The organism is Mycobacterium sp. 852002-51961_SCH5331710 (assembly GCF_001665535.1).
Lineage (GTDB): Bacteria > Actinomycetota > Actinomycetes > Mycobacteriales > Mycobacteriaceae > Mycobacterium.
Genome location: NZ_LZSQ01000049.1, coordinates 37208 through 59360, shown reverse-complemented (window position 1 = coordinate 59360; position 22153 = coordinate 37208). Strand labels below are relative to the sequence as shown.

Genomic DNA, 22153 nt, shown 5'->3' with positions numbered 1-22153 from the left:
CCGCACCAGCACTCAGCACTGTGAGCGTTTCGCGCTGTCACGCGCGCGCTCGGATTCGCCTGCACACCAAGGAGTTAAACGCATGTCTCTCTATACCGCCGGAGCTGCCGGAATCCTGACGCCAGAGCAAATCGGCGCTCTTGTCGTCAGGCCGTTGATCGAACAGTCCGTCGCCGCGCAAGTCAGCACCGTAGTGCAGACCGGTTCGCATGATTTCCGCGTCCCGGTCGTGTCCGCCGACCCGACCGCCGCTTGGACCGCCGAGGGCCAGGAAATCGCCGCGTCCGACCCGACCATCGGCGAAGTGGTCGTCACCCCCAAGAAGCTGGCCGGGTTGACCGTCGTCTCCAACGAACTCGCCAGCGACAGTTCGCCAGCCGCGCTACAGATTGTCGGTGAAGGATTGGTCCGGGATCTACGGCGCAAGATTGATTCGGCGTACTGGGCCAGTGCCACACCCACGAATGGGCCTGCGGGCGTTGGCGTCCTCTCCGGGGTGAGCACGGTGGACGCCGGGGCCAGCTTCGCGAACATGGATTGGGCGGCCGAAGCGGCAAGTCTTGTCGAGGTCGCGCACTCGACCTTGACAGCGTTCGTCGCCCACCCCGACACCGCCCTCACCCTGGCGACCATCAAGGAACAGACCGGCAGCAATAAGGCACTGCTCGGCAGTGATCCGACGCAGCCCACCGCGCGCACCATCGCCGGAGTGCCGCTGTACACGTCGCCTGAGGTGCCTGCCAACACCGTGTGGGGAATCGCCACACAGCACAGCATTGTGGTGATGCGCCAGGACCCGACCGTCGTCGTCGACAGTTCGGCGTTCTTCACGTCCGATCGGGTGGCGGTCCGCGCCACTCTGCGCGTCGGGTTCGCTTTCCCGCACCCCGCCGCCCTGGTCAAGGTCACCACATCATGACGCCGCGAAAGACCACCGCCCGCAAGGCCGCTGACACCGCACAGCCCGAGCGCACCACCGACACGGTGACCGTCACGGTGCGACGACCACACGCGGTCTATTGGGACGGCGCGCAGCGATCCGGCACCCTGCACGGCGTCGACCGGCTCACCGCTGAGGACTGGCAGCGCCAAGGCTGGGCCGACATCACCTAGACCGGGAGGGCCGGGCACCGGCGTCAAACCCCGCCATGGGAATGCACTCAGGGGTAAGGGCCGCCACGACGCCATAGCTGTGAGCTGAGCGGACACCTGCGCCAGCCCGGCCCCCACGCCGGACGACGTACCTGTCGTTGCACCAGATTCCAAAGCCTTCCAGCAAACTTTAGAAGCGCTGTACGATCCCTGGCCATGTGGGGATGGTTTGGGCGGCTCATCGCTCTGGCCCTGATCGGTCTGCTCATCGGGGTGAACCAGTTTGACATGAGCACCGACCTGCGAGGCACTGTAAATGCGATAGGAATACTGCTCATCATCTTGGTCCTCGCGGGCGACTTTGATTTAGGCAGTAGGCGTTAGCGCGCGGTGTCATCCACGACAAGCACCGAATGATCTGGATAGGTGAGATACCCGTTCTCCGTGTCGGGGTCAACCCACAAGCAAGGCAACGATGCTGAGTCGCTGCCATCTTCAAGCTGACACACCGGCAAGCTCTCCTCAGCGCGTGCTATCGCATGCGACGACAGTGTGAAACCAAGTGCGAGTGAGATACCGAGCGCGGCTCTGGTGGCAAGCGCGGCGACCGCGTAGCGATTCATCAGAGTGTCGCTTTCGGTTGGTTGGTTGGTTGGTTTGCTGGCTGAGATCAGCAGCACCGCCGAGCGTACCCGCGCGATGTGTGCGCTGACCGGCGGAATCACAACTGCAACAACGTGTTTGGGGGTGGGGAGGTTACTCCGCCTTGACCCCACCGGCCCCCATTGGGCATAGCTCTGAGGAAATCCCGCGCAGTGCATCGGAAAATCCACGGGCCGAGACCGTAAAATCCGGCATATGGCGACACAGGCACCCGGTAGGCGGCTCAAGAAGCTGATCGACTCCGCGCTGGCGGACGGATGTGTCTACACCGAGCAAGAAACCGTCTCCATCGACAAGGCGGTCAAGGCCGAGGATCGCGCCGCCGCCCTGCGCAAGCTGCTGGACGCTGAACTTGCGCAGCCGGAGCCACGGTCGAGAAAAGTGGTCGAACTGTCCGGTGAGATTCGCCAACTTGATGCGCTGGTCGTCAAGCTGGTGAAAGAGCTTGTGCCGGACCCGGATGCGGTATCGATGCCTGCAAAGTCTCGCCCCCACGTTGCCGCCGCCGAAGCGCGTTGGGCTAGGCACGCTCATCGGACGGTCCGGTAGGTGGCGCGTCGCGATCGTCCTGCCGATGATGGCGGCGCACTGCGCCGGTACCTGCTGAGTGAGGCCGAACGGTTTCGCGAGGTGTACGGGCGGATGGACCCGGAATTCTGGGACGAACTGAGCAAGTCGGTCGATCAATTGGCCGCTGGTGAGCCGTTCCGGCTACACGGCTGGATGCTGCCGCCCGACCATCCCGCGCTCGCCGACTACGGGTTGAACGCTGACCTGGTGCTCACCGAAGATGACAAGCTGGCGCGGCACGGCTAAGTAAACAGGGCCGCGCGGTCGACTGCGTGCCTATTCACTCTCATCCACGAATGCCAAATCGACGGTCCCATCGGGGCGTCCGTTAACGCGCATCTGATTGAAATAGTCGTCGGTTTGGACAATCCCTTGCTGTGCCATCTCGTACACGCGCACCAAACGGCCGTTATCCCTTACACCGAGAGTGAAGACAAATGGGGTAGCTGACGCAAATGAGGTGTAGCCGTCGTCATGTGCCATCCCGGATGCGACTACGCCGCACACTGTGCCGTCCTCGCCAAATACAGGGCCGCCGCTCATACCGGCATCGAATTGGGCCGATGTCTCGAAACATGCGGTCGGCAGCATCGTGGCGTCCCGGCCATCGGGATATACCTCCGTAATCCGACCTGTGGACGAGTGCAGATCTTGGGCAATCGTCACAAGGCGTTCGCTTTGAGTCGTCGTATCGGATTCGACCTCAAACTTGGTGTAGCCCAACGCACATATCGTGTTGCCGCGCGGCGGAAGTCGAGAGCTCAAGGCCAGCGTCGGCAGAGGATAGAACTCGCCTTGACGAGAGAGCGTACTGATTCGTAACAGCGCAAGATCGCTTCGATTGCCGTCCACCGCTCTTTGGTAGACCCTGACAAATCCGCCGAGCAAATCTTGAACGTCATCTACGTCGCTGCCCGAGCCCACCCACAAGACAGCGACTTCGGCACCTGGCGTCTGGTCGACCCGAACCAGCGCCTCGTCGATGACGTGACGTGCGGTGACGGCGACGCCGTCGGGCGCAATGAGAAAAGCTGTCCCCACGCACGCCAGCGTCGTCGGGCTGACTACCAACACCGGCAATATCCGGGAATTGACGTCCGTAAGGTCCGGGATCTGGGTAAACGAGTCCATGTCGAACGACATTCCAGCCGCTGACGGTAGCTCTGAACCCACGTACACCATCCTGTCACGTCGCCGGGGTGTCTGATCGTGGCTCAGCAGGCCCTCAGCAGCAGCGCCAGACCTTAGACGCGTTCGGTGTAGACGCTGTCGATAGACAGACCCGACGCCCGCATTTGCAGCAGGCCGCCTATGTGGCGGCGCGCTGCGGCCTCGGTGTAGTGAGACTGCCGCAGTTCGGTCGGTTTCCCGCTCCGCAGTTCTGTCCATTCGACGCGCCATAGCTCGGTGCCGGGGAACGACGTGTGATCGCTCCGGGTTGGCTCTGTGGTCCGGGTCAACGCGACCCGTGTCACGCCCTTGACGATCACGGGGTGACGGTACCGGCGGGCACCGACAGGGTGGGGCGGAGAGTTCGCGCAACGAACTTGATGCGACTTCCCCGCGACGTAGTCTGTGGCCCATGGTCGAGAGGACTGTAGAACGTCGTCCAGAGGAAGTGAAAGCGGGTCAGCGCATCCGACTGGGGAAGTCGGATCCTTGGTTCAAGGTGGCGCATGTGTGGCGGGAGAACCCCGCCATGAAGTGGGTGCGGAAGTTTCGCAAGGGCCGGGCCTTTGCCATCGGCAGGGCACAGGACACCGGAATGGGACCGGCCTGGGTCTTTCGCGACGAAAAGCGCAACAAGCTGTACGTGCCCCACGGAGCGACGATCACTGTGCTGCTGGAATGACTTGACGGCGCAGTCGACCGCGACCCGGCCGCCTCCGTTGTCGGGACGATTGCACGACGTGCCCCGTGCACGTGTACCGGATAACCCCTGTATAGCCCCAGCGGGACGGTGAAGCGCCGATAAACGCAGGTAGAACGTGGTGCGCGATACTGGGATTGAACCAGTGACCTCTTCCGTGTCAGGGAAGCGCTCTCCCGCTGAGCTAATCGCGCCGAACCATCATTGAGGTGGAGACGGGAATCGAACCCGTGTGCACGGCTTTGCAGGCCGTTGCCTCACCACTCGGCCACTCCACCGCTGGGGTTGATGCCACTGCACCTTCGAGCGGATGACGGGATTCGAACCCGCGACCCTCACCTTGGCAAGGTGATGCGCTACCAACTGCGCTACATCCGCGCGCCACGAACGACTCGTCGCCCGTCGCGAAGGACGACGATAGTCCACCAAAGTGTAGCTGCACAAATCCCGACGTTCGCCGGTGCGTCTCTGCCCGTTCACATCTCAAAACGGCAGGTACGACTCCCGTGAGAGCCGAAGCGGTGCCTGAAGTTTGCGCTGCGGCACGCCCGCATCGCCGGGCGCGCGCCGGCACCCCACAACCGCCTACGGATTCGGGGCGCGACCCTCGATCGTGCTAGTCTTCGACGTCGTTCGGCCGTTCGGTCGACTCTCCGGTCTCGTAGCTCAGTGGGAGAGCGTCCGCCTCACACGCGGAAGGTCGCTGGTTCGAACCCAGCCGGGACCACCCCTTCAACGACGCGCGCGCTCTGCACGCTCCCTAGACTCGACCCCATGCCAGTGGTGCTCAATCCGCCGTCCCGGAAACGTCATGTCTGAGGCCGACCGTCCCGGCGAGATTCTTCCCGAAAGCGAATGCTGGAGCCTCCTGGGCAGCGCGTCGCTCGGGCGACTCGTCACGACCGCCGACGGGCACCCCGAGATCTTCCCGGTGAACTTCGTCGTTCAGAACCGGACGCTGCTGTTCCGCACCGCCCAGGGGACCAAGCTGGTCAGCACCGCGGTCAACCACGACGTGGTCTTCGAGGTCGACGATCACAACGCCGCCGAGGGCTGGAGCGTGATCGTCCGCGGCGTCGCCCGCACGGTGAACGATGACGATGACCTCGAGCAGGCCGAGCGCGCGCACCTACTGCCGTGGACGGCACACGCCAAGGACCACTACGTCCGCGTGCTTCCTCGGCGCGTAACCGGCCGCCGCTTCCGCTTCGGTTCCCAACAGAGCTAGCGCCTGCGTCGCCAGACGACGACCCCGACTACCGCGAGAACCGCGACGATCGCCACCACCGGAACCGCCTGCTTCGGGTTGTCGGTCGCCGTATGCCGCAGCGTGTCCGCTTTCTCGACCACGCGGTCCCTCGTTTCGGCCGCCCTGTCCTTGGCGTTTTCCTTGGTCTCGTCGACCTTTTCTTTGGCGCGCGTCTTCACGTCCAGCTTGGCCTGCAGCGCCTCGACCGTCTCGCCCAGTTCATGGCGCGTCTGCTCGATATCGGCCTGAATGTCGTCGACGCCCGCGTCCGGGCCCGGTTCGGGGCGTGGGTTCGGTGCGGTCATGACCGGGTGTCCTTCAGCTCTTGGATGTCTGCTTTCACCGTCTCGACGGTTTTGGGAGCCGCCGGCGTGACCTCTTTAGCCTGTTTGCGTCCCACCAGCGCCGCAATGCCCGCGATCACGAACAACACGGCCGCGACGATCAGCGCCGCCGCCCACACCTCCAACACCAGGGACAGCGCCGCCACGCCCGCAGCGATCAACGTCGCCGCGCCGAAGAAGGCCAATAAGCCCGCGGCACTGAACAGTCCCGCGCCGATCCCGGCGTGTTTGGCCGATTCCTGAAATTCCTTCTGCGCCAACCGCATTTCATCGCGGATCAGCCGCGACGTCTGCGTCGACAACTGGCTCATCAACTCGCCGATCGACGCGTCTGCAGTCGGCCTCGATTCCACCGTCATCACATACCAGCCTCTGACTCGATTGACCTCTAGCGACAGTGATGCCCGTGGTCAGTAGGGCCGAAACCCTCCGAGACCTTTGAATGCATCTGCCGACCGTTATCTGCGCGGCGATGGTGATACGCGCAGAACCCCAGGTGGGGGAGGAGATCGCGGCCTCGGGCGACTTCGAAAGCGGCTCTACCATGCCGAACCGGTCACCATTTGGAAACGGCGCGGTGCGGCGTGGCGTGTCATCGACAACTGCCTGCTGATATTAACGCGGTCGTATGGACGCGACCTCGGTACGGCATGCAAGGTCTGCTGCCTCGGTTGAACGAAAGTGTGAGCGTGAGTGGAGGGATCAACGTCGATGACGACCTTTAAAGGAGTCAACATCGCGGCAGCTGTGGGGGCTGGACTGATAGGTGCGGCCATTGGGGTGGCGATCGCACTGAGTCCTACTGCCCTGGCCGGAGGATATGAATGTGTCGAATCGGCGACCGGGCAGGCGCCCGCCGGAGCACCGGGGGCACCCGTCTGCGCGCCGCTGACCGATATGGCCGGTGTGCCGATGGCACTGCCTGGCCCGCCGCCGCTGGTGCCGCCCGTCGTGCCACCGCCCCTGGTGCCGCCGCTGGTGCCGCCGCCACTGGTGCCGCCCGTCGTGCCGCCGCCTCTGGTACCGCCGGTTGCCGGTGCTCCAATCGTGGGCGGCGCCCCGGCAGTGGTCGGCGCTCCGCTCACGGAGATGGGCGGGCTCGCCGGTAAGGGCAAGGGCGACCCGTCTCGCCCGCCGGCGCCAGGTGCGCCCGTTCCGGGTCAGCCGACTCCACCAGGACCCGTGACCTAACGGCGCACCGAGGATAGTCCCTCCGGTTTGGCCCGGCGGCGAGCAAGACTCGTCGCCGGGCCAAATTCATTGGCCCACAAGCGATTCGTGACCTCAGCGAATCGTGGCCGATCCGTGACGGAGACTTAATCGAATTGCCTACGCGCTCTTGGTCGTAAATCGCTCGGGCTGTCTTACCATTATTGACATCGTTGTAATTTCAAGGGAGGCACCAAGATTGCGTGCTGTACTTCGGTGTGTTCTTGCCGCCGTTGTCATCGCTACAAGTGTGGTAGCCGGGCCGGCCGGAGAAGGCTCGGCGGCCGCCACCCAGACGGTGAGAAGCGCCATCGCGTCCATCGCGCCCGCGGAGGGGCAAGTCGTTGGTGTCGCGCATCCCGTAGTGGTGACGTTCAAAGACTCCGTGGTCGACAGAGCGCTCACCGAGCGTTCGCTCGACATCACCTCGACGCCCGCGATTACGGGCAAGTTCGAATGGCTTGACGCTAAGACCGTTCAATGGGCCCCTGACCAGTTCTGGCCGGCGCACAGCACGATCGCGCTGTCTGTCGGCGGTATCAAGACCAACATCGCGACGGGTCCCGCGGTCGTCGGTGTCGCCAACATCGCCGAACACACCTTCACCGTCACCATCGACGGCGTTCCGCCTCACGAGCTCCCGTCGCCGCACCACCGCCCCTTCTTCGGCAAGCCCGGCGTCTTCCCGGCCTCGATGGGCAGGCCCGAATATCCGACGCCCGTAGGGACTTTCCCCGTATTGGGCAAGGACCGCGACGTGATGATGGATTCGAGCAGTGTCGGCATTCCCGTCACCGCGGACGACGGCTACCTCCTGGATGTTGAGTGGGCCGTCCGGCTGACCAGCCGCGGCATCTTCGTACATTCGGCGCCGTGGGCGATCAACTCACTCGGACACGAGAACGTCAGCCACGGATGCATCAGCCTCAGCCCCGAAGATGCCGAGTGGTACTTCGACAACGTCAAGGTCGGTGACCCGGTCATCGTGCAGGAGAACAGTATTGAGGTGCCGCGGCCGAGGACTGATCCGGCGAACCCGGAGGTTCCGCGAGTGATCTCGCGATGAGGTCAGGACTGCGCTTGGCCGACGATCTCGTTCGCGATCTTGAGTAGCGGCACGTTGGAGTCCTGAGATAGCTTGCGCAGCAGGTCGAACGCCTGCACCGCGTCGACGCCGTAGCGTTCCATCATCATGCCTTTGGCCTGGCCGATGGTGTCCCGGCTCGCCAGTGCCTGCCTGAACTGTTGGTCGCGGCGTGCGGCGTTCCAGGCCACCGACGAATGGGCGGCGAAAACCAGCCCGAGGCTCCTGGACTCGTCACTGAAGGCGTCGGGTTCCTCCGAATAGACGTTGAGCGCGCCCATCGTCTCGCCCTCGATGAACAACTGGAACGCCATGATGGAGCGAATGGGAGTCTCCGCCAAGGCATCTCGGCGATACCGCGGGAACCGGTCATCGGTCTGAAGGTCGGCGACGTAGACGACCTTCTTCTCCCACGCCGCGGTCAGGCACGGGCCCTCCTGATGCCGCTGCTGGATCTTGTCCAGCAGCATGGGATACAGATGCGTCGCGGCCGGGGTTTCGACGCTCTTCGACTTGCGCGTGACGGTGATGCCGGCGTACTGCGCACCGGGAATCTCGACAGCCGCGTGTTCGGCCAGCTCCGCGATGACGGTGTCCGCGTCCTGGCGGCTGTAGAGCCCGCGCACCAACTCCGCGATGCGCAGATGCGCGTCCTCGCGTTCTTCGGGTTCCTTCGCCATCACCATGCGGAGTCCTTCTTGGTCGATCTCAATCACGCGCCGGCCGCGATCGGTCCCCGCGGCCAAGCCGTAATTATCGGTGAAGCAAACCATCGTCAGTCCATTTTCACCCGGACCGCAAGTACCGCGTCCTACAGCGCCCTCAGATACCGTCCGGTCACCACTCGCTGAACCAGGGACGTCACGGGCGAACCCAGCCGGCTCCACCAGGTCGCATGCCGCGAGAACGCGGTGACCACCGCCGTCACCTCGCCCGAATCCGGATTGTGGCGGACCAGGAACAGCTCCTCGCCCGACTCCGCGTGGCCGGGCAGGGTGCCGTACGCGAACCCCCGGGCGTCGTGCTCATCGACGACGTACACCACCCGGCACGGCGCCGCGATCGGGCCGAGATGCACCAGAACCTCCGACCCGACCTCCGCGACCTCCGTCGTCGCCTCGACCCGTACCCCGGCGCCGCGCAACATGCCCCACCGCATGCCGGCGTCCGCGGCGTCCTCGAAGCGGTCGCGGCCACGGCCGATGACGGCCGTCTTGTGGACATGGTGATACCCGTAAGGCAGCGTGCCCGCGGTGGCGCCCACCTCCGGATACGTCAGCGGTAGCGCCGCCAGATCGCTGAGCTTCACTCGCGCCACCTTGCCATCGTCGGCGTACGGTCGGGGCATGACCACCCCCGTCGCACAAGCGTCCGGCACGTTCACGATCGGCGATCTCACCGTCAACCGCCTCGGCTTCGGCGCGATGCGGTTGACCGGCAAGGGTGTTTGGGGACCGCCGCAGGACCGCGACGAATGTCTGCGGGTGCTGCGACGCGCCGTCGAACTCGGGGTCAACTTCATCGACACCGCCAACTCCTACGGCCCCTACGTCTCCGAGGAACTGATCCGGGAGGCGTTGCACCCCTACGACGGCATCGTCGTCGCGACCAAGGCCGGGCTGGTGCGGACCGGACCCGACGAATGGCCGGTGCTCGGCTACCCCGCGTATCTACGCCAGGAGTGCGAGATGAGCCTGCGCCGTCTGGGCGTCGACACCATCGACCTGTTCCAGCTGCACCGCATCGACACCAAATTCCCCGCCGAGGACCAGATCGGCGAACTGCTCAAACTTCAGCGGGAAGGCAAGATCCGCCACATCGGCCTGTCCGAGGTCACCGTCGAGCAGCTCGAGGCCGCGCAGAAGGTGGCCCCGATCGTGACGGTGCAGAACATGTACAACGTCAGCGTCCGCTCGGCCGAGCCGGTGCTCGACGCGTGCGAGGCCCAGGGCATCGGCTTCATTCCATGGTTCCCGCTGGCCGCCGGCCCGTTGGCCGCGCCGGACGGGCCGCTGCAGCGCATCGCCGCCGAGCACCACGCCACCGGATCGCAACTGGCGCTGGCGTGGCTGCTGAAGCGCTCGCCGGTGATGCTGCCGATCCCGGGCACCTCCAAGGTGGCCCACCTGGAGGAGAATGTGGCCGCCGCGGAGATCGAGCTGACCGACGACGAGTTCGACACGTTGAGCAAAGCCGGAGCGTCCGAAGACTGACCGAGGCAATACGGTGGACGGGTGAGCTCTGAGCAGCACTCCGGTGGTGGCTTCAACCCGCCGGTCGCCACCGATCGCGGCGGACCCGACTACGGACGCTTCATCGACGCCGTCCGCACGCTGCAGGACCACGCCCGTGCCGCCGACGCCCCCGACGACGTGATCAGCGAGGCGGCGGACCAGATCGAGAAGGTGTCGCAGCTTCTCGCCCCCTACTACGCCGACGAGTGGTCCTCACCGTCCGGCCGCCGGATGGACCTGCCCGGCCGCGGCAACATCTTGGCGATACCCCTCGACGTGCACATCACCGAGGACCAGCGCATCGAGGGCACCGCCCGATTCCGCCGCTTCCACCTCGGCCGCAACGGCGCGGCGCACGGCGGCAGCGTCGCGCAGCTCTTCGACGCCCTGCTGGGCTTCACCGCGTTCACGCTGAGCGGCAGCAGGGCTCAGCGCACCGCGTTCCTGCACGTCGACTACCGCAAGATCGCGCACGTCGAGAAGGAGTTCCAGGTGGAGGCGGGCATCGACCGCCTCGAGGGCCGCAAGATCTTCGTCGCTGGACGGTTGCTCGACGGCGACACCGTGCTCGCCGAGGCGCACGCGTTGTTCGTCAAGTTGAAACCGGGCCAGCCGTGAACACCTCCGATGTCAAACAACGCCTCGGGCGGTGGCGCGAGCGGGTGCGGGAACGGCGAACGGTCAACTTCGGCTACCGCATCGCGGTCGGCGTCGTCGGTGCGGCGGTCCTGGCCCTGGGCATCGTCGCGATCCCGTATCCGGGGCCGGGCTGGGCCATCGTCTTCGTCGGCCTCGGGATCCTGGCCACGGAGTTCGAGTGGGCGCGACGGCTGCTCACGTACGCCAAGGAGCGCTACGACAAGGCGATGGAGTGGTTTCACCGTCAGCACGCCGCCGTGCAGATCCTGGGCGGGGCGTTCACCGCGCTGGTGGTGTTCGCGACGCTGTGGCTGCTGGGCGCGGTCAGCTTCGCCGCCAATCTCGTCGGGCTGGAGCACAAGCTGCTGCAAAGCCCTCTCGGCATCGGGTCCTGACGGCAGAGATCGCCGATGGGCACCGATAGCATGGTCGCGTCCTCGAGTCTGTTGACAATGAAACTGGAGAGTCACCGATGAGCGCCGCCCCCAACCGCACCTCAGCAGCCCCGATCCGGGTCGCTGCCGGGACGACCGCGGGGGAGGCGGTGCGTGAGGCGGGCCTTCCGAGCAGGGGCGCGCCCGATGCGATCGTCGTCGTGCGCGACGCCGAGGGCCGCCTCCGCGACCTGTCTTGGGCGCCCGACGCCGACGTCGAGGTGACGCCCGTGGCTGCGGACACCGACGACGGTCGCAGCGTCATCCGGCACTCGACCGCACACGTGCTGGCGCAAGCCGTGCAGGACCTCTTCCCGGAGGCCAAGCTCGGCATCGGTCCGCCGATCACCGATGGCTTCTACTACGACTTCGACGTCGAGCGGGCCTTCACCCCCGAGGATCTCGCCGCGCTGGAGAAGCGCATGCGCCAGATCGTCAAAGAGGGTCAGTTGTTCTCCCGCCGCGTCTTCGAGTCGAAAGACCAAGCGCGCGAAGAACTCGCGAACGAGCCCTACAAGCTAGAGCTGGTGGACGACAAGTCCGGTGACCCCGATGTGATGGAGGTCGGCGGTGACGAGCTGACCGCCTACGACAACCTCAATCCCCGCACCCGCGAACGGGAATGGGGCGATCTGTGCCGCGGGCCGCACATCCCGACGACGAAGTACATCCCGGCGTTCAAGCTGACCCGTAGCTCGGCCGCCTACTGGCGGGGCAACCAGGACAACGCCAGCCTGCAACGCATCTACGGCACGGCGTGGGAGTCGCAGGAAGCGCTCGACAAGCACCTCGAGTTCATCGAGGAGGCGCAGCGCCGTGACCACCGCAAGCTCGGCGCCGAGCTCGACCTGTTCAGCTTCCCCGACGAGATCGGTTCGGGCCTGGCCGTTTTCCATCCCAAGGGTGGGATCATCCGGCGCGAGCTCGAGGACTACTCGCGGCGCAAGCACATCGAGGCCGGCTACCAGTTCGTCAACACTCCGCACATCACGAAGGCCGAGCTGTTCAAGATCTCCGGACACCTCGACTGGTATTCCGACGGCATGTTCCCGCCGATGCACCTCGACGCCGAACTCAACCCCGACGGCACGGTGCGCAAGCCGGGGCAGGACTACTACCTCAAACCGATGAACTGCCCCATGCACTGCCTGATCTTCCGGTCGCGTGGGCGTTCGTATCGCGAACTTCCGTTGCGGCTCTTCGAATTCGGCACGGTGTACCGCTACGAGCTGTCCGGCGTTGTGCACGGTCTGACCCGAGTGCGCGGGCTGACGATGGACGACTCGCACATCTACTGCACCCGCGACCAGATGCGCGACGAGCTGACCTCGCTGCTGCGGTTCATTCTCGACCTGCTCGCCGACTACGGGCTGACCGACTTCTACCTCGAGCTGTCGACCAAGGATCCCGACAAGTTCGTCGGTTCCGACGAGCTGTGGGAAGAGGCCACCAATGTGCTGGCCGAGGTGGGCGCCGCGTCCGGGCTCGACCTCGTGCCCGATCCCGGCGGTGCGGCGTTCTACGGACCGAAAATCTCGGTGCAGGTCAAGGACGCGCTCGGCCGTAGCTGGCAGATGTCGACCATCCAGCTGGACTTCAACTTCCCGGAACGTTTCGAGCTGGAGTACACCGCCGCCGACGGCTCGCGGCAGCGGCCCGTGATGATCCACCGCGCGCTGTTCGGGTCGATCGAGCGGTTCTTCGGGATCCTCACCGAGCACTACGCGGGCGCGTTCCCGGCGTGGCTGGCGCCGGTGCAGGTGGTCGGCATTCCGGTCGCCGACGACCACGTCCCGTACCTGAACGGCCTTGCGACGCAACTGAAGATGAGGGGCGTCCGCGCCGAGGTGGACGCCAGCGACGACCGCATGGCGAAGAAGATCGTCAACCACACCAACCAGAAGGTGCCGTTCATGTTGGTGGCGGGGGACCGCGACGTGGAGGCCGACGCGGTCAGCTTCCGCTTCGGCGACCGCACCCAGATCAACGGCGTACCGCGCGACAAGGCGGTCGCAGCGATCACCGAGTGGATCGCGAGCCGGCAGAACGCGACTCCCACAGCCGAACTGCTCGAGGTGGACACAGCCAAGTGAGCGCCGAAGAGCACGCCGACCGCGGCGTCGACAACGAGCACACGGTGGTCGACCGCGGTGCCGGTGAGCCCGACCATCTGCAGCGGCTGTGGACCCCGCACCGCATGAGCTACATCGCCGAGGCGCCGATGAGGGGCGGATCGGCGGGTTCGGGCAAGTCGCGCCAGCCGTTCACCGACATCCCCACGATGCCCGACGAGGAGGGTCTGGTCGTCGCCCGCGGCGATTCGGTCTACATCGTGCTCAACCTGTACCCGTACAACCCCGGGCATTCGATGGTGGTGCCCTACCGCCGGGTGTCCGAACTGGAGGACCTCACGCCCGAGGAGAGCCTCGAACTGATCACGTTTACGCAGAGGCTGATTCGAGTGATCAAGGCGGTGTCGCACCCGCACGGGTTCAACGTCGGGCTCAACCTCGGGCAGTCGGCGGGCGGTTCGCTGGCCGACCACCTGCACATGCACGTGGTGCCGCGCTGGAGCGGAGACGCGAACTTCATCACGATCATCGGCGGCTCCAAGGCGGTGCCGCAGTTGCTGCGCGAGACCCGCGAGCTGCTGGCCAAGGAATGGGCGAGACAGCAGTGAGCAACTTCTATCTGATGACCCGGGCGGCGTACGAGAAGATCAGCACGCCGATCGCCAAGGGCGCGCTGCGCGCGGGCTTCACCCCCGACAGCATCACGATCCTGGGCACCGCCGGGTCCGTGTTGAGCGCGCTGACGCTGTACCCGATCGGTCAGCTGTGGTGGGGTTCGGTCGCGGTGTGGCTCTTCGTGCTCGCCGACATGCTCGACGGGGCGATGGCCCGGCAGCGCGGTGGCGGCACCCGTTTCGGCGCGGTGCTGGACGCGACCTGCGACCGGATCAGCGACGGCGCCATCTTCTGCGGTCTGCTGTGGTGGGCGGCGTTCGGGATGCGGAGCACCTCGCTGGTCGTCGCGACGGCGATCTGCCTGGTGACGTCGCAGGTGATCTCCTACATCAAGGCCCGCGCCGAAGCCAGCGGGCTGTCGGCGGAGGGCGGCCTGATCGAGCGCCCGGAACGGCTGATCATCGTGCTGGTCGGCGCGGGTCTGTCCGGCCTGTTCGGAGTGGTGTGGCTGCTGCACATCGCGATGTGGGTGCTGGCGGTGACCAGCCTGGTGACCCTCGGGCAGCGCGTGCACAGCGTGCGCACCTCGCCCGGGGCGATGGACCGCATCGCCAAACCCGACACCACCAACGCCGGCGGCGACAAACCGGAGGCGGGCGAGCCGTGACGACCACCCCCTCGGGACCGACGGCCAGTGCCAACCCGCTGGGTGGCCGGTTGGCGGACTGGGGGTACGCGGCCGGCTGGCGGGTGGTGCGCGCAATGCCGGAGTTCTTCGCCCGCAACACTTTCGACGCCGGGGCACACTTCGCGGCCCGTGGTGGCGGGCCCGAACAGCTGCGCAAGAACCTGGCGCGGGTCGTCGGCGTGCCGCCCGAGCAGGTGCCCGACGGGCTGATTCGTGCTTCGCTGGCCTCCTACGCCCGATATTGGCGGGAGGCATTCCGGTTGCCGACGATGGACCACGAGGCGCTCGGCCGGGAGTTGGTCGTAGACGACATCGACCTACTCTGGGCTGCGCTGGACGCCGGCCGCGGCGCAGTGCTGTCCCTTCCGCACAGCGGCAACTGGGACATGGCCGGAGTCTGGCTGGCCCAGAACTACGGCACGTTCACCACGGTGGCCGAACGGCTCAAACCCGAGTCGTTGTACAACCGTTTCGTCGAATACCGGGAGGGCCTCGGCTTCGAAGTCGTTCCTCTGACCGGCGGTGACCGCCCGCCCTTCGAAGTCCTCGCCGAGCGGTTACGCGACAACCGACCCATATGCCTCATGGCCGAGCGCGACCTGAGCCGCAACGGGGTCGAGGTGGATTTCTTCGGCGAAGCCACGCGCATGCCCGCCGGCTCGGCCAAACTCGCGATCGAGACCGGGGCGGCGCTGTTCCCGGTGCACTGCTGGTTCGAAGGCGATGGTTGGGGCATGCGGGTCTATCCCGAGATCGACACCTCGTCGGGCGACGTCACCGCCATCACCCAGGCGTTGGCCGACCGGTTCGCCCGCAACATCGCGGCCCATCCCGCTGACTGGCACATGATGCAACCGCAGTGGTTGGCCGACCTGTCGGCCGAGCGGCGCGCGACGCTGGAGGCCAGCCCGTGAGAATCGGCATGGTCTGCCCGTACTCGTTCGACGTCCCCGGTGGGGTGCAGTCGCACGTGCTGCAGCTAGCCGACGTGATGGACGGCCTGGGCCACGACGTCAGCGTGCTCGCACCGTCGTCACCGGGCGCCCAGCTGCCCGACTACGTCGTCTCGGGCGGCAAGGCCGTGCCGATTCCCTACAACGGATCCGTCGCGCGGCTGCGGTTCGGACCCGCGACGCACCGGCTGGTCAAGCGCTGGATCGCCGAAGGCGACTTCGACGTGCTGCATCTGCACGAGCCCAACGCCCCGAGCCTGTCGATGCTGGCGCTCAACATCGCCGAGGGGCCGATCGTCGCGACATTTCACACCTCGACCACAAAGTCGTTGACGCTCACCGTATTCGAGCCGATCCTGCGCCCGATGCACGAGAAGATCGTCGGCCGCATCGCGGTGTCCGACCTGGCTCGTCGCTGGCAGATGGAGGCCCTGGGCAGCGATGCAGTGGTGATCCCCAACGGTGTCGACGTAGCGGTGTTCGCGTCGGCGCCGCTGCTCGACGGCTACCCCCGAGCGGGAAAGTCGGTGCTGTTCCTGGGCCGCTACGACGAGCCCCGCAAGGGCATGGCGGTGCTGCTGCGCGCGCTGCCGAAGCTGGTCGAGCAGTTCCCCGGCGTCGAGATCCTCGTCGTCGGCCGCGGGGACGAGGACGAATTGCGCGACGACGCCGGCGAACTCGCCTCCCATCTGCGCTTCCTCGGACAGGTCGACGACGCGGACAAGGCGTCGGCGATGCGCAGCGCCGACGTGTACTGCGCACCCCACACCGGCGGCGAAAGCTTCGGCATCGTGCTCGTCGAGGCGATGGCGGCCGGCACCGCGGTGGTGGCCAGCGACCTCGACGCGTTCCGTCAGGTGCTCGACGACGGTGCGGCGGGTCGCCTGGTTCCCGTCGACGACGCAGCGGCCCTGGCCGATGGGCTGATCGAGGTGCTCGCCGACGATGCGGTGCGTGAGCGTTATGTCGCGGCGGCGACCCATGCGGTGCGGCGCTACGACTGGTCGGTGGTGGCCCGCCAGATCATGCGCGTGTACGAGACGGTCTCGGGCTCGGGCACCAAGGTCACGGTCTCCGGCGGTGACGGCGGTGGCAAGGCCAGAACGGCGAGGACCAGGAAGGCGACCGGAGGCGTTCGGTGATCACCTGGATCGTCGTGATCACGCTGGCGGCGCTGGTGGTGCTCATCCTAGCGGTCGGCGGGTGGGCCTTGCAGACGGCCAACCGCCTTGACCGCCTGCACGTGCGATACGACCTGTCTTGGCAGGCGCTCGACGGCGCGTTGGCCCGCCGCGCGGTCGTCGCCCGTGCGGTCGCTGTCGACGCCTACGGCGAGGGACCGGATGCCGCCCGGCTGGCCGCACTGGCCGACGCCGCCGAACGGTCACCTCGGCCGGGGCGCGAGGGCGCGGAGAACGACCTGTCGGCCGCGCTGGCCCAGGTGGACCTGGCGACACTGCCGCCGCCTCTGGTCACCGAACTGTCCGACGCCGAAGCGCGGGTGGTGCTGGCCCGCCGCTTTCACAACGACGCCGTGCGCGACACCCTAGCGCTGCGCGAACGGCCGGTGGTGCGAATGCTGCGGCTCGGCGGAACCGCTGCGCTGCCAACGTATTTCGAGATCGTCGAGCGACCCGAGACGGTACCGGAGGTCGGCCGCAGGTGAGTTGGCGCACGTCGGCGCGAGTGGTTCTGCTCGACGAGGCCGGCGCCGTGCTGCTGTTCCGCGGCTCGGACCCCGGACTGGCCGACGCGCCGCGCTGGTGGTTCACCGTCGGCGGTGCGGTGGAACCGGGGGAGGAGCTGGCGGACGCCGCGGCGCGGGAGATCGGCGAGGAGACCGGTCTGCGCGTGGCCGCGGCCGACCTGGTCGGACCGCTGTGGCGGCGTCAGGCGGTGTTCGAGTTCGACGGCGCGGAGATCCGCAGCGAAGAGCTGTTCTTCGTGTATCGCACGACGCGGTTCGAACCCGCGGTCGGCGGTCACACCGCCCTCGAGCGGCGCACGATTCACGGCTATCGCTGGTGTGATGAGACAATGATCCAAGAGCTGGTCGCCAATGGCGAAACCGTCTACCCGCTGCAACTCGGCGAGTTGCTGGAACAGGCCAATGCGGTCGCCGACGCGCGCGGGGGCGGTGCGCATCAGCAGTTGCAATCGATCCGCTGAAGTGCGGAATCAACACATTTGCGACCGCGTTTAGACTGGATCAGTAGCGATTCGGAGGAGATAGCAGTGGATACCGCACCGAACGGGTCGGTGACCCAAACCGGAACAGCCCGGGTGAAGCGCGGCATGGCCGAGATGCTCAAGGGTGGCGTGATCATGGACGTCGTCACCCCCGAGCAGGCCCGGATCGCCGAGGGCGCCGGTGCGGTGGCGGTCATGGCGCTCGAACGGGTGCCCGCCGACATCCGCGCCCAGGGTGGCGTCGCGCGCATGAGTGACCCCGATCTCATCGAGGGCATCATCTCGGCGGTCACGATCCCGGTGATGGCGAAGGTCCGCATCGGCCACTTCGTGGAGGCGCAGATCTTGCAGAGCCTCGGCGTCGACTACATCGACGAGTCCGAGGTGCTGACCCCCGCCGACTACACCCACCACATCGACAAGTGGAAGTTCACCGTGCCGTTCGTGTGCGGTGCGACCAACCTCGGCGAGGCGCTGCGCCGCATCACCGAGGGCGCGGCGATGATCCGTTCGAAGGGCGAAGCCGGCACCGGCGACGTGTCCAACGCCACCACCCACATGCGCCAGATCGGCGGCGAGATCCGACGGCTCACCTCGCTGTCGGAGGACGAACTCTACGTCGCCGCCAAGGAACTGCAGGCGCCCTACGATCTGGTGGTCGAGGTGGCCCGGTCCGGCAAGTTGCCCGTGACGCTGTTCACCGCCGGTGGCATCGCGACCCCGGCCGACGCGGCGATGATGATGCAGCTCGGCGCCGAGGGCGTGTTCGTCGGGTCGGGCATCTTCAAGTCCGGCGATCCCGCGGCGCGTGCGGCGGCGATCGTGAAGGCCACGACGTTCTACGACGATCCCGACGTGCTGGCCAAGGTGTCGCGCGGGCTGGGTGAGCCGATGGTCGGCATCAACGTGGAGGACGTCGCGGCCCCTCACCGGCTCGCCGAACGCGGCTGGTAAGCGGACCGGATGGCGATCGAGAAAATCCTCGACCTGGAGCAGCTCGAGGTCAACATCTATCGGGGCAGCGTGTTCAGCCCCGAATCCGGTTTTCTGCAGCGCACTTTCGGCGGACACGTGGCGGGGCAGTCACTGGTTTCGGCGGTGCGCACGGTCGACCCGGAGTTCGAAGTGCACTCGTTGCACGGGTACTTCCTTCGCCCCGGCGACGCCAAAGCGCCGACGGTGTACATCGTGGAGCGCCTGCGCGACGGCGGGTCGTTCGTGACGCGTCGGGTGAATGCGATCCAGCACGGCGAGACGATCTTCTCGATGTCGGCGTCGTTTCAGACCGACCAGAGCGGCATCGAGCACCAGGACGCGATGCCCGTCGCCGTATCGCCCGATGAGATTCCGAACTACGCGTCGGTCAGCGAGGTGTTCGACGACGCCAGCTTCCGCCAGTTCGACGAGTGGGACGTGCGGATCATTCCGCGCGAGACATTGAACAAACTGCCGGGCAAGGCATCTCAGCAGCAGGTGTGGTTCAAGCACCGCGACCCCCTGCCAGACGACCCGGTGCTGCACATCTGCGCGCTGGCCTACATGAGCGACCTGACCCTGTTGGGGTCGGCGCAGGTGAACTACCCGAAGGAGCGCAGGCACCTGCAGGTCGCCTCCCTCGACCATGCGATGTGGTTCATGCGTCCGTTCCGCGCTGACGAGTGGCTGCTCTACGACCAGTCCTCGCCGTCGGCCTCCGGTGGCCGGTCGCTGTGCCAGGGCAAGATCTTCAACCAGTACGGCGAGATGGTGGCGGCGGTCATGCAGGAGGGTCTGACCCGCTTCAAACGCGATTACAAACCGTGAGCACTCCACACGTCGGTGTCCTTGCGCTGCAGGGCGATACGCGCGAACACCTGGCCGCGCTGCGTGAGGCCGGGGCGGAGGCCTCGACGGTGCGGCGGGTCCGCGAACTCGAGGCCGTCGACGCGCTGGTGATCCCCGGCGGGGAGTCCACCGCGATGAGCCATCTCCTGCGCGAGCTCGACCTGCTGGAACCGCTGCGGTCTAGGCTGGCCGACGGCATGCCGGCATACGGCTCATGTGCCGGCATGATCCTGCTGGCCTCGGAGATCCTGGATGCCGGCGCGGCCGGACGCGAGGCGACACCGTTGAAGGCGATCGATATGACGGTGCGGCGCAACGCCTTTGGCCGCCAGGTCAACTCGTTCGAAGACGATGTGGCCTTCGGCGGCGTCGACGGACCGGTGCACGCCGTGTTCATTCGCGCTCCGTGGGCCGAACGCGTCGGGCCCGACGTCGAGGTGCTGGCCGAAGCCGCCGGTCACATCGTCGCGGTGCGTCAGGGTAAGCGGCTCGCGACGGCCTTCCATCCGGAGATGACCGGCGACCGTCGCATCCACAAACTGTTCGTCGACATGCTCTAGCAGTCGCGCGATTTGTGAGTGATTTCGATCGCTCACCGAACGTTTTCACTCACAGATCGCCAGAGGGGTTAGCGGATTTCGAGGCCGGTGACCGCGCGGCCGATCACCAGACGCTGAATCTCGCTGGTGCCCTCGAAGATCGTGAAGATCTTGGCGTCGCGGTGCATACGCTCGACGGGATACTCGCGGGTGTAGCCGTTGCCGCCGAGGATCTGGATCGCCTCGTCGGTGACGTACACCGCGGTCTCGCTGGCGACCAGCTTGGCCATCGACCCCTCGGCGTTGTCGAACGGCTTGCCGTTGCGCGCCATCCATCCTGCCCGCCACACCAGCATCCGGGCGGCGTCGATGCGGGCCTTCATGTCGGCCAGCTTGAACGCGATGGCCTGGAATTCGCCGATCTTCTTGCCGAACTGCTCGCGCTGGCGGGCGTAGTCGAGCGCGTATTCGTACGCCGCGCGCGCCACGCCGACCGCCATGGCGCCGACCGTGGGACGCGTCCGCTCGAACGTCGCAAGCGCGGCCTGGCTCTTGGCCCGTTTGCCCTCGCGCACCCGCGCGATGCGCTCCTCGAACTTGTCCCTCCCGCCGACGATCAGGTTGCCGGGAATGCGAACGTCCTCGAGCACCACCTCGGCGGTGTGCGAGGCGCGGATGCCGTGCTTGAGGAACTTCTGGCCCTGGCGGAAGCCGGGGGTGTTCGGCGGGATGATGAACGTGGCCTGCCCGCGCGTGCCGAGTTCGGGGTAGACCGACGCAACCACGATGTGCACCTCGGCGATACCGCCGTTGGTGGCCCAGGTCTTGACGCCGTTGAGCACCCACTCGTCCTTGGCCTCGTCATAGCGTGCGCGAGTCAGGATGGCGCCGACGTCGGAACCGGCGCCGGGTTCCGATGAACAGAACGACGCGACCTTCGGTTCGTTCACGCTGCCGAACATCTGTGGCACCCATTCGCCGATCTGCTCGGGGGTGCCGTTGGCGGCCAGCGACGCCGCGGCCAGGCCGGTACCCAGGATCGACAGCGCGATGCCCGCGTCACCCCAGAACATCTCCTCGAACGCCGTCAACATGCCCAGGCCGGAGGGCTCGGCCGACTGCTCGGCGAAAAACTCCATGGAGTAGATGCCGACCTTGGCCGCCTCCTGGATGATCGGCCAGGGCGTCTCTTCGCGCTCGTCCCACTCGGCGGCGGCCGGGCGGATCACGTCGGCGGCGAAGTCGTGTACCCAGTCCCGGACGTGGACGAGGTCGGGGGACAGCTCAAGCGAGAAGGACATGCCGCTATCTTACTGCGGAGTAAGATAGCGGCGAAGTATTGTGGCAGACCTAACAGCGTCGGTAGGACGGAACGCCGCGATGACGATGGTCGAAGTCGAACCGCAACCGCGCATCGATACCCTGGTCAAGCTCTCGAACGGCGCGGACGCACGGCGCACCGAGTACACCGGAACCGCCTGGTTCGACGGCAAACCGATCGTGTCCGGCCTGGCGCTGCGCCGAGCACCCAATGCGCCCAGGGGCATCCGGTCGCCGAACTTCTCGGCGTCGTTCTTCATCCCGGACAGCCTCCCGTACGACCGGGCCGCGCTCGGCACTCCGACGTTGTCCGTCTCGGTCGTCCTGGCGGCCTCCGGCGAGACGGGCGCTGTCGTCGACGCGGCCGCGACGTTCACCGACGACCCGTCCGGCGCACCGACGTGGCTGCAGGTGCACGTGCACGGCCACATCGGCTGGCCGGCCGCCGTCGGGTACCGCGTCATCGCGCTGACGTCGCCCGACGCGGTTCGGTAGGGCGCAAACATCCACGTAGACTCGTCGGGCGGACTCAGCGCACGAACGTGGCGCACGAAAGCGCACGGA

At 66.4% G+C, this 22153-nt stretch carries 28 protein-coding genes, 4 tRNA genes and 1 pseudogene; 22 read left to right on the top strand and 11 right to left on the bottom strand.

Translation table 11 applies throughout. The features are described from left to right. Positions 1-34 precede the first annotated feature (34 nt). Together A5752_RS08380 and A5752_RS08375 are read left to right on the top strand one after the other, a co-directional pair. Positions 35-919: a phage major capsid protein gene (locus A5752_RS08380; RefSeq protein WP_286159385.1), complete on the top strand. Its 885-nt coding sequence runs from the start codon at positions 35-37 to the stop codon at positions 917-919. Next, complete coding sequence (locus A5752_RS08375) at positions 916-1113, top strand: hypothetical protein (RefSeq protein WP_067084176.1); 198 nt, start codon at positions 916-918, stop codon at positions 1111-1113. Before A5752_RS08380 ends, A5752_RS08375 begins: the two co-directional genes overlap by 4 nt. A 359-nt stretch (positions 1114-1472) precedes the next feature. On the opposite strand, the gene A5752_RS08370 is transcribed toward A5752_RS08375, so the two are convergent. After that, entirely contained in the window at positions 1473-1925 is a 453-nt protein-coding gene (locus tag A5752_RS08370) for a hypothetical protein (RefSeq protein WP_156613711.1), read from the bottom strand. A 25-nt stretch (positions 1926-1950) separates the two neighbouring features. Between A5752_RS08370 and A5752_RS08365 the strand changes: the two genes are divergently transcribed. After that, the gene (locus tag A5752_RS08365; protein WP_067084167.1) at positions 1951-2304 is read left to right on the top strand and encodes a hypothetical protein; all 354 of its coding nucleotides are present in this window, start codon (positions 1951-1953) and stop codon (positions 2302-2304) included. After that, a complete protein-coding gene (locus tag A5752_RS08360; RefSeq protein WP_067084165.1) occupies positions 2305-2571 on the top strand; it encodes a hypothetical protein in 267 nt (88 codons plus the stop codon). Positions 2572-2601: 30 nt separating this feature from the next. Here A5752_RS08360 and A5752_RS08355 read toward each other — a convergent pair whose 3' ends face one another. Both A5752_RS08355 and A5752_RS27720 read right to left on the bottom strand, forming a co-directional pair. Continuing rightward, positions 2602-3456: a S1 family peptidase gene (locus A5752_RS08355; RefSeq protein ID WP_231983355.1), complete on the bottom strand. Its 855-nt coding sequence runs from the start codon at positions 3454-3456 to the stop codon at positions 2602-2604. 113 nt (positions 3457-3569) lie between these two features. Continuing rightward, the gene (locus A5752_RS27720) at positions 3570-3815 is read right to left on the bottom strand and encodes a hypothetical protein (RefSeq protein ID WP_067084158.1); all 246 of its coding nucleotides are present in this window, start codon (positions 3813-3815) and stop codon (positions 3570-3572) included. Between the two features lie 92 nt (positions 3816-3907). Here A5752_RS27720 and A5752_RS08345 point away from each other — a divergent pair, with 92 nt between their 5' ends. After that, on the top strand, positions 3908-4177 hold the full coding sequence (locus A5752_RS08345; RefSeq protein ID WP_156613709.1) for a hypothetical protein: 270 nt from the start codon (positions 3908-3910) through the stop codon (positions 4175-4177). 137 nt (positions 4178-4314) lie between these two features. On the opposite strand, the gene A5752_RS08340 is transcribed toward A5752_RS08345, so the two are convergent. The 3 genes from A5752_RS08340 to A5752_RS08330 form a co-directional block, all read right to left on the bottom strand. Further along, positions 4315-4389 (bottom strand) — tRNA-Val (locus A5752_RS08340). A 13-nt stretch (positions 4390-4402) separates the two neighbouring features. Next, positions 4403-4473: transfer RNA gene (locus tag A5752_RS08335), tRNA-Cys, on the bottom strand. 27 nt (positions 4474-4500) lie between these two features. Further along, a tRNA-Gly gene (locus tag A5752_RS08330) sits at positions 4501-4573 on the bottom strand. A 277-nt stretch (positions 4574-4850) separates the two neighbouring features. Here A5752_RS08330 and A5752_RS08325 point away from each other — a divergent pair. Then, positions 4851-4922 (top strand) — tRNA-Val (locus tag A5752_RS08325). Between the two features lie 84 nt (positions 4923-5006). Next, positions 5007-5423, top strand: a complete 417-nt coding sequence (locus A5752_RS08320) for a pyridoxamine 5'-phosphate oxidase family protein (protein WP_067084154.1) — start codon at positions 5007-5009, stop codon at positions 5421-5423. Here A5752_RS08320 and A5752_RS08315 read toward each other — a convergent pair. Together A5752_RS08315 and A5752_RS08310 are read right to left on the bottom strand one after the other, a co-directional pair. Then, complete coding sequence (locus A5752_RS08315; RefSeq protein ID WP_067084152.1) at positions 5420-5749, bottom strand: DUF3618 domain-containing protein; 330 nt, start codon at positions 5747-5749, stop codon at positions 5420-5422. The two genes, A5752_RS08320 and A5752_RS08315, sit on opposite strands and share 4 nt — an antisense overlap. Beyond that, the gene (locus A5752_RS08310) at positions 5746-6147 is read right to left on the bottom strand and encodes a phage holin family protein (RefSeq protein WP_197500572.1); all 402 of its coding nucleotides are present in this window, start codon (positions 6145-6147) and stop codon (positions 5746-5748) included. Before A5752_RS08310 ends, A5752_RS08315 begins: the two co-directional genes overlap by 4 nt. Positions 6148-6499: 352 nt before the next feature. On the opposite strand from A5752_RS08310, the gene A5752_RS08305 reads away from it, so the two are divergent. Both A5752_RS08305 and A5752_RS08300 read left to right on the top strand, forming a co-directional pair. Then, positions 6500-6979: a hypothetical protein gene (locus A5752_RS08305; RefSeq protein ID WP_067084147.1), complete on the top strand. Its 480-nt coding sequence runs from the start codon at positions 6500-6502 to the stop codon at positions 6977-6979. A 217-nt stretch (positions 6980-7196) separates the two neighbouring features. Beyond that, positions 7197-8063, top strand: coding sequence for a L,D-transpeptidase (locus A5752_RS08300; RefSeq protein ID WP_067084145.1), 867 nt, complete (start codon positions 7197-7199; stop codon positions 8061-8063). A gap of 2 nt (positions 8064-8065) precedes the next feature. On the opposite strand, the gene A5752_RS08295 is transcribed toward A5752_RS08300, so the two are convergent. Both A5752_RS08295 and A5752_RS08290 read right to left on the bottom strand, forming a co-directional pair. Continuing rightward, complete coding sequence (locus tag A5752_RS08295; protein WP_067084198.1) at positions 8066-8767, bottom strand: GAF and ANTAR domain-containing protein; 702 nt, start codon at positions 8765-8767, stop codon at positions 8066-8068. Between the two features lie 125 nt (positions 8768-8892). Then, the gene (locus A5752_RS08290; protein WP_067084195.1) at positions 8893-9390 is read right to left on the bottom strand and encodes a DUF1990 domain-containing protein; all 498 of its coding nucleotides are present in this window, start codon (positions 9388-9390) and stop codon (positions 8893-8895) included. Between the two features lie 37 nt (positions 9391-9427). Between A5752_RS08290 and A5752_RS08285 the strand changes: the two genes are divergently transcribed. The 12 genes and pseudogenes from A5752_RS08285 to pdxT all read left to right on the top strand — a co-directional run bounded on the left by A5752_RS08285 (position 9428) and on the right by pdxT (position 20290). Continuing rightward, positions 9428-10294: an aldo/keto reductase gene (locus A5752_RS08285; RefSeq protein ID WP_067084144.1), complete on the top strand. Its 867-nt coding sequence runs from the start codon at positions 9428-9430 to the stop codon at positions 10292-10294. A gap of 21 nt (positions 10295-10315) precedes the next feature. Next, positions 10316-10933 (top strand): PaaI family thioesterase, encoded by a 618-nt coding sequence (locus tag A5752_RS08280; protein WP_067084142.1) that lies wholly within the window; start codon positions 10316-10318, stop codon positions 10931-10933. Further along, entirely contained in the window at positions 10930-11349 is a 420-nt protein-coding gene (locus A5752_RS08275; protein WP_067084140.1) for a TIGR02611 family protein, read from the top strand. The genes A5752_RS08280 and A5752_RS08275 overlap by 4 nt, the downstream gene beginning before the upstream one ends. A 77-nt stretch (positions 11350-11426) precedes the next feature. Further along, positions 11427-13481 (top strand): threonine--tRNA ligase, encoded by a 2055-nt coding sequence (gene thrS, locus A5752_RS08270; protein ID WP_067084138.1) that lies wholly within the window; start codon positions 11427-11429, stop codon positions 13479-13481. Beyond that, on the top strand, positions 13478-14068 hold the full coding sequence (locus tag A5752_RS08265) for an ATP adenylyltransferase (protein WP_067084136.1): 591 nt from the start codon (positions 13478-13480) through the stop codon (positions 14066-14068). The genes thrS and A5752_RS08265 overlap by 4 nt, the downstream gene beginning before the upstream one ends. Beyond that, positions 14065-14742: a phosphatidylinositol phosphate synthase gene (gene pgsA, locus A5752_RS08260; RefSeq protein WP_067084193.1), complete on the top strand. Its 678-nt coding sequence runs from the start codon at positions 14065-14067 to the stop codon at positions 14740-14742. The genes A5752_RS08265 and pgsA overlap by 4 nt, the downstream gene beginning before the upstream one ends. Beyond that, positions 14739-15677, top strand: a complete 939-nt coding sequence (locus A5752_RS08255) for a phosphatidylinositol mannoside acyltransferase (RefSeq protein ID WP_067084134.1) — start codon at positions 14739-14741, stop codon at positions 15675-15677. The genes pgsA and A5752_RS08255 overlap by 4 nt, the downstream gene beginning before the upstream one ends. Beyond that, positions 15674-16858 carry a glycosyltransferase family 4 protein gene (locus A5752_RS08250; protein WP_067084132.1) on the top strand — a complete coding sequence of 395 codons (1185 nt, stop codon included), beginning with the start codon at positions 15674-15676 and terminating at the stop codon, positions 16856-16858. Before A5752_RS08255 ends, A5752_RS08250 begins: the two co-directional genes overlap by 4 nt. Then, positions 16855-17885 (top strand): annotated as a pseudogene (locus A5752_RS08245) (NUDIX hydrolase). Before A5752_RS08250 ends, A5752_RS08245 begins: the two are co-directional and overlap by 4 nt. Positions 17886-17951: 66 nt before the next feature. Then, a complete protein-coding gene (gene pdxS, locus A5752_RS08240; RefSeq protein ID WP_067084130.1) occupies positions 17952-18860 on the top strand; it encodes a pyridoxal 5'-phosphate synthase lyase subunit PdxS in 909 nt (302 codons plus the stop codon). A 9-nt stretch (positions 18861-18869) separates the two neighbouring features. Then, positions 18870-19709, top strand: a complete 840-nt coding sequence (gene tesB / locus A5752_RS08235) for an acyl-CoA thioesterase II (RefSeq protein ID WP_067084127.1) — start codon at positions 18870-18872, stop codon at positions 19707-19709. After that, positions 19706-20290 carry a pyridoxal 5'-phosphate synthase glutaminase subunit PdxT gene (gene pdxT / locus A5752_RS08230; RefSeq protein WP_067084125.1) on the top strand — a complete coding sequence of 195 codons (585 nt, stop codon included), beginning with the start codon at positions 19706-19708 and terminating at the stop codon, positions 20288-20290. Before tesB ends, pdxT begins: the two co-directional genes overlap by 4 nt. 68 nt (positions 20291-20358) lie before the next feature. Here pdxT and A5752_RS08225 read toward each other — a convergent pair whose 3' ends face one another. Further along, positions 20359-21570: an acyl-CoA dehydrogenase family protein gene (locus A5752_RS08225; protein WP_067084123.1), complete on the bottom strand. Its 1212-nt coding sequence runs from the start codon at positions 21568-21570 to the stop codon at positions 20359-20361. Between the two features lie 79 nt (positions 21571-21649). Between A5752_RS08225 and A5752_RS08220 the strand changes: the two genes are divergently transcribed. After that, complete coding sequence (locus A5752_RS08220) at positions 21650-22084, top strand: hypothetical protein (RefSeq protein WP_067084121.1); 435 nt, start codon at positions 21650-21652, stop codon at positions 22082-22084. Positions 22085-22153 lie beyond the last annotated feature (69 nt).

What these genes read in the sequence shown, in the direction of transcription:
- A5752_RS08375 (WP_067084176.1), top strand. Translation starts at nt 916, where the DNA reads ATGACGCCGCGAAAGACCACCGCCCGCAAGGCCGCTGACACCGCACAG.
- A5752_RS08365 (WP_067084167.1), top strand. Translation starts at nt 1,951, where the DNA reads ATGGCGACACAGGCACCCGGTAGGCGGCTCAAGAAGCTGATCGACTCC.
- A5752_RS08355 (WP_231983355.1), bottom strand. Translation starts at nt 3,456, where the DNA reads ATGGACTCGTTTACCCAGATCCCGGACCTTACGGACGTCAATTCCCGG.
- A5752_RS08345 (WP_156613709.1), top strand. Translation starts at nt 3,908, where the DNA reads ATGGTCGAGAGGACTGTAGAACGTCGTCCAGAGGAAGTGAAAGCGGGT.
- A5752_RS08320 (WP_067084154.1), top strand. Translation starts at nt 5,007, where the DNA reads ATGTCTGAGGCCGACCGTCCCGGCGAGATTCTTCCCGAAAGCGAATGC.
- A5752_RS08315 (WP_067084152.1), bottom strand. Translation starts at nt 5,749, where the DNA reads ATGACCGCACCGAACCCACGCCCCGAACCGGGCCCGGACGCGGGCGTC.
- A5752_RS08310 (WP_197500572.1), bottom strand. Translation starts at nt 6,147, where the DNA reads ATGACGGTGGAATCGAGGCCGACTGCAGACGCGTCGATCGGCGAGTTG.
- A5752_RS08305 (WP_067084147.1), top strand. Translation starts at nt 6,500, where the DNA reads ATGACGACCTTTAAAGGAGTCAACATCGCGGCAGCTGTGGGGGCTGGA.
- A5752_RS08295 (WP_067084198.1), bottom strand. Translation starts at nt 8,767, where the DNA reads ATGGTGATGGCGAAGGAACCCGAAGAACGCGAGGACGCGCATCTGCGC.
- A5752_RS08285 (WP_067084144.1), top strand. Translation starts at nt 9,428, where the DNA reads ATGACCACCCCCGTCGCACAAGCGTCCGGCACGTTCACGATCGGCGAT.
- thrS (WP_067084138.1), top strand. Translation starts at nt 11,427, where the DNA reads ATGAGCGCCGCCCCCAACCGCACCTCAGCAGCCCCGATCCGGGTCGCT.
- tesB (WP_067084127.1), top strand. Translation starts at nt 18,870, where the DNA reads ATGGCGATCGAGAAAATCCTCGACCTGGAGCAGCTCGAGGTCAACATC.
- A5752_RS08225 (WP_067084123.1), bottom strand. Translation starts at nt 21,570, where the DNA reads ATGTCCTTCTCGCTTGAGCTGTCCCCCGACCTCGTCCACGTCCGGGAC.
- A5752_RS08220 (WP_067084121.1), top strand. Translation starts at nt 21,650, where the DNA reads ATGACGATGGTCGAAGTCGAACCGCAACCGCGCATCGATACCCTGGTC.